The sequence below is a fragment of the Agriterribacter sp. genome (assembly GCF_035445465.1).
Taxonomy (GTDB): Bacteria; Bacteroidota; Bacteroidia; order Chitinophagales; family Chitinophagaceae; genus Agriterribacter.
Genome location: NZ_DAOMQT010000109.1, coordinates 1 through 5,472, shown reverse-complemented (window position 1 = coordinate 5,472; position 5,472 = coordinate 1). Strand labels below are relative to the sequence as shown.

The window sequence follows — 5,472 nt, the reverse complement described above, 5'->3', positions numbered from 1 at the left end:
AACACATAGGATCATAGGTACATAGGTGCACATAGTTTTTCTTATTCTTTCTATTGTGTTCCTGCGTTTCTACTGTGCCTGTGTGTTAAAGATAACCAACACAGAAAACTCATGATACACACAGAAATATCCATATCGTGTTTTCTCATGCCGGTGAAATCAATATTCCTGTACAATAACATCCAAAACGCACGTTATCTATTTAAGCGCAAGGAAGTTTCCTGTTCATTACTTTATTGTTTCCCCGTAAAATAGTTGTGCTCTTTCCGTAGGGCCGGCTGCAAGATATTTTTTTAGAAATTCCTTTTGTTCCCCGCTGCGCTTACTGAGCAAAAGCAGTTGTTTGCGGATACCTTCGGTATCGTACTGAAAGTTTTCTACCAGCAGCCCTATCCCGTCTAATTTTTGATTTGCTTCAGCGATCAGCATGCTCACCGGTTCCAGCATCGTTTTGATTACAGCATCCTGCTTTTGAGGAAGAAAACCATTATTACGGTACTGTACAAACGAGTTGAAGATGTCTGTAGCCGTGTTGAGGTTATCCACTGCGGCATTATACAATTGCATATCCTGCTCACCTGCAATAATGGCAATGTTCATCCTGTTATAACCCTGCCACAGCTTAAACATTTCATTGTTTGCTCCTGCATTTTTCATGCGGTGTTCAATGGCAAGGTATTGCTGCAGGCTGTCCATTTGCAAAAAAGCCTGTACAGAATCTTTATAGTGAAAAACAGTCTTATTTTTTGTTGTGGTATTCCCGTAGCTTACGGGCTTTTCGAGCAATTGCCAAAGCGGGTCAAAGGGTATATGGGTTTGTATAAACGTAGCAGGATGCACCATAAAATACCTAAAGCTACCCTGTTGCCCGGCATCCCAGGTAGGATCAAACAACCACCACGCATCATCCAAATATACAGCGCACCATGCATGTCCCGTATTTCCTCTTGTGCTAACACCTGCAGGATAGCCGTAAACAACATAAGAAGTTAACCCGATCCTTGATGCCAGATCGGCGAACAGCCCGGCGTAATTTTCACATACGCCTTTTCTTCTGCGGAGCGTAGCGGCGATCTTTGTTTCGTGATCCACGCTCCTGTTGAAATAATAGGAGCTGTCGTCATCGTAACGGATATTGTCAGTAACCCAGCCATAAATGGCCTGCAACTGTACCTTCGGAGCATCATAACGATTTTGTATATATGCTGCAAGTGCAGCAGGAGAACGACTGGTGGAATCAGGCACAGCAATAGCAAATCTGCCAAACCCGGCATAGTTATTCCAAAGCTGCCCGTTTGCAACGCCGCAGCCCAGTAACATGCCATATACCAGCAGGTGGAATTTCATGGCCTAAAGTTATTACAAAGAAAGGAGGTGTGGAAGGGCTAAACTCAGGCTTCATTTTGCCAATGCATGCAGCAGCTTTTCATTAATTTTTACCGGGTACTTCTTTTTTAAAGATTTGATCCATTGCGCTTCCAGTACCGCCTGGTAATCATTGATCACCAGCCCCCTGGCTTCTTCAAAGCTTCTTTGTGCCGGCTCATCGTATACATTTAACACATACATGAAATGAGTTGCGCCACTTGCCGTATCCGTTATGCGTTCGGTAATTTTGCCCGGTTGTATACTTTGCTTTGTGCCGGGAATCTGTTCCAGCTCAAACCTGGCCGAATCGGCAATGATTTTTCCCTGGCTGCTTTCTCCCAGTGTTCTCCATTTTCCGATGTAGTTGTTTATATCGCTGCTTATTGTTTCGGCTGTTTCAGGGTCGGCTGTGGTAAAAAAAACAGCATTGGCGCTGGGTCCCCAGGTATACTTTGCTTTATGCTCCCCGTAATATGTCTCTAATCCTTTCTTATCTTTTGCGGCCTTATCCCAAACCTGTTCTTCCATTATTTCAAATAACAGGTTGCCTTCCGAAAATTCGGTTAGCTGATTGCGGAAAGCCATATTATAATCTTCAAGATGTACCTGGTAATATGATTTTGCAGAGGTAGCAACAAACTGTTTCATCAGATCTGCATACGGTAACGGACCAGTATAGCTACTTTTTACAGACACGATGAAGTTTAGCCAATCCTTTATCGTTTTGCTTTCTTTGTGAAATGAAAACAAAACGGTTTGATCTGTTATGTTTTTTTGCGGCGTAAAATTGTTGTTCACTAAAAAGCTGTCGGTTAAACGCCATAAAAGCGGGTCTTGCTCAAATTGCCTTTTGTAGCCGATTTCATTTATTATACGGCCGGCAAATTGCTCACGGGCAATAGCTATACGGGCATCCTGTGTAACCGCTTCTTTAAATAATGCCTCCGATTGCGTGCTATCGGTGCTTACCGGGAAATGCCTGATGCGCTTAACAATATGGATGCCAAACGCGGTTTCAAAAGGCGACGAAACATCCCCGTCTTTTTGTAAAGCATACACCGCGTTTTCAAAAAAGGGATCATACCTGCCTACGCCAAAGTCCGGCATCAGTCCGCCGGTGCTGTAAGCATTTCTTTCCGAGCTGAATTGTTTTGCCAGGGCAGAGAAATCACTTCCTTTCTGTAAAGCCTGGTATAATGAATCGGCTAACTTTTTTTGGGGTTGCTTTTCTTCAGCCGAAGCAGCAGGTATGTAAGCCAGTAATATTTGTGCTGCCCGCATCTTGCCCCATGCAGGTCTTGTGGCTGTTCTTTTAATGATATGATACCCGGCGCTGCTTTTATAGGGCATAGAAAATGCACCATCCCGGAGGGCATACGCAACGGACTCAAGCTCGTAGGGCAGTGAAAAGACCGTAATAAAGCCGATATCGCCTTTATTATTTTTTACCATGGGGTCTAATGAATGCTTTTCTGCGGTTACAGAAAAATCGCTGCCATTCTTTAATTCGGCGTAGGCCTTATGGATATTTTCAAAAGCTGCTAAAGTATCAGTTGCAGTGCGTGCGGAAGGGTTTTGAATATAGTTCGCATCAAAAGGAATAAATATATGTGATAACCGGATATCTTCCTGGCTGCGTTTAAACGCTTCTGCAGCCAGGGCGTGAATCATATTATTATCCGTCATGTAATCTGCTTCAATTTGCCGGCGAAAATTAAGCAGATCATTTTTTTGTGCGGGCAGCGTATCCATTTTACGGTCTTTAGCCGCCTGCACTTTTAATTTAAAGGCAATGAAAAGATCAACATAATCCTGCAGGGCCTGTTCATTTGCGCCGGCTGTATTGTTTTTATTAAAAGCTCTTAAAAACTCCTCTTTATCCACTTTATGTTTCCCATATGTAAAGAGGGTTTGTGCGGAAAGATATATTCCCGGTGAAAGCAGCACAATCAGAATGAGTAGTTTTTTCATCACTGGTATTCCTGAAGGGTTATAAACGTTTTAGTCTTCTTTTAAGTATTTGGGCGATCAGCAGTCAGATTCAGGTGAGTTACTACTAATGACAGGAGGGATACTCCTTCCTTATTACTGCTCTTAGCTAATGCTGATAGCCGGATGCCGACAGGCGCTCCTTTTATCACATTTTCCACATTTTCTTCCTGCAAATTAAAGCAATTTGGTTCCTCCCCGGCTTAATATCTGTCTTACTTACGCAGGCAATATAAGGCTGGAAGAAATTCAGTCCTCATAAAATAATGTTGTTTTGTATCTTCGTCCATTACAACTTACTATGGTTTATATGAACATAGGAAGGAAAAATATAAAAGAACAGTTTAAATTAAAAATTCATGGAACCGAATGTCTTGTCCATTATAATAGCTGTTGTATGCCTGATTATAGGTGTGGTGGCGGGTAAATTTATTTTTGCCGCAAATACCAAAAAGCTTATTGAAGATGCTGAAAGTCAATCTAATAAACTCATTTCCGATGCCAAAACAGCCGCTGAAAACCTGAAAAAAGAAAAATTGCTGGAAGCCAAAGAAAAGTTTGTTCAGCTAAAGTCCGAGCATGATAAGGAAGTGCTCGACAAAAACAAAAAAATTAATGATGCCGAAACCCGTATCCGGCAAAAGGAACAAACCCTGAATCAAAAAATTGACAACATTGATAAGCAGGTGAAAGAAAACGAGGTGATCAAGGAAAACCTTAACCGCCAGATAGAAGTAGTTGGCCAGAAACGCAATGAATTAGAGAAACACCAGGAGGAGCACATCCGGCGCTTAGAGAAAATAGCTGCCTTAACGGCGGAAGAAGCGAAGGCGCAGTTGCTGGAAACGCTTAAGCAGGAGGCGCAAACCCGCGCCCTTGTTATACAGCAGGAGATCATTGAAGATGCGAAGCTAAGAGCCAATAAGGAAGCCCGTAAGCTGGTCATTCAAAGTATCCAGCGTACGGCTGCAGAACAAACCATTGAAAATACGGTTACGGTGTTTAACTTAGAAAGTGATGAAATCAAGGGGCAGATCATTGGCCGCGAAGGAAGAAATATCCGTGCTATTGAAGCCGCTACAGGGGTAGACCTGATCGTGGACGATACCCCCGAAGCCATCGTGCTTTCTTCCTTTGATCCCTTAAGAAGGGAAATTGCCCGCCTGGCATTACAAAGGTTGGTTACAGATGGTCGTATACATCCCGCCCGTATTGAAGAAGTGGTGGAAAAAACCCGGAAACAATTAGAAGAGCAGGTACTGGAAATAGGCGAAAGAACCGTTATTGAGTTAGGCATTCACGGCCTCCACAAAGAACTGGTGCGTATAGTAGGGAAAATGCGTTTCCGCTCTTCTTATGGGCAGAACCTGCTGATGCATAGCCGCGAGGTAGCTAATTTATGCGGCGTTATGGCGGCTGAACTGGGGTTGAATCCCAAATTAGCCAAACGGGCAGGACTGTTACATGATATTGGCAAGGTTCCCGATGAGGAAACAGAACTGAGCCACGCTTTATTAGGCGCTAAGCTGGCTGAAAAATATGGTGAAAACCCGGCGGTAGTTAATGCGATCGGCGCCCACCACGATGAAATGGAAATGCGGTATGTGATCTCCCCCGTGGTTCAGGCCTGCGATGCCATCAGCGGCGCCCGTCCTGGCGCCCGCAGGGAAATTATGCAGCAATACCTCCAGCGTATCCGTGAGCTGGAAACCCTGGCCTTAACCTATCCCGGTGTGGAAAAAGCCTATGCTATACAGGCCGGACGTGAATTAAGGGTGATTGCGGAAGCCGATAAAATGACGGATGCCGACAGCGAAAAGTTGAGCTTTGAAATAGCGCAGAAGATACAAACGGAAATGACCTATCCGGGACAAATTAAAGTAACGGTTATCAGGGAAAAAAGAGCGGTGAACATAGCCAGATAGATGTGTTGCAGGTTGCAGGTTACAAGGTAGCAGGGTGTTTCCGTGTAACCTGAAACTTGTATCCTGTAACATCCTTCATAATTTGTTTTGGTATTTCAGGTATCCGTTGCTACCTTTGCGTCCCTTAAAAATTTGTAGTCATGAGCACAGCAGTACAATTTGTTCACGAACAATTGACCACTTCCAAAAC

Annotated in this window: 3 protein-coding genes; 1 reads left to right on the top strand and 2 read right to left on the bottom strand. The window is 43.8% G+C overall.

Translation table 11 applies throughout. From position 1 onward, the window contains the following. Positions 1-228: 228 nt before the first annotated feature. Entirely contained in the window at positions 229-1,347 is a 1,119-nt protein-coding gene (locus tag PLE34_RS21515) for a transglutaminase domain-containing protein (RefSeq protein ID WP_324560595.1), read from the bottom strand. Between the two features lie 51 nt (positions 1,348-1,398). Beyond that, positions 1,399-3,339 (bottom strand): peptidylprolyl isomerase, encoded by a 1,941-nt coding sequence (locus PLE34_RS21510; protein WP_324560598.1) that lies wholly within the window; start codon positions 3,337-3,339, stop codon positions 1,399-1,401. Between the two features lie 377 nt (positions 3,340-3,716). Between PLE34_RS21510 and rny the strand changes: the two genes are divergently transcribed. Then, a complete protein-coding gene (rny, locus tag PLE34_RS21505) occupies positions 3,717-5,282 on the top strand; it encodes a ribonuclease Y (RefSeq protein WP_324560592.1) in 1,566 nt (521 codons plus the stop codon). The last annotated feature ends 190 nt before the right edge of the window (positions 5,283-5,472 follow it).

Coding starts and splice junctions, on each gene's coding strand:
- PLE34_RS21515 (WP_324560595.1), bottom strand. CDS start 1,347: ATGAAATTCCACCTGCTGGTATATGGCATGTTACTGGGCTGCGGCGTT.
- PLE34_RS21510 (WP_324560598.1), bottom strand. CDS start 3,339: ATGAAAAAACTACTCATTCTGATTGTGCTGCTTTCACCGGGAATATAT.
- rny (WP_324560592.1), top strand. CDS start 3,717: ATGGAACCGAATGTCTTGTCCATTATAATAGCTGTTGTATGCCTGATT.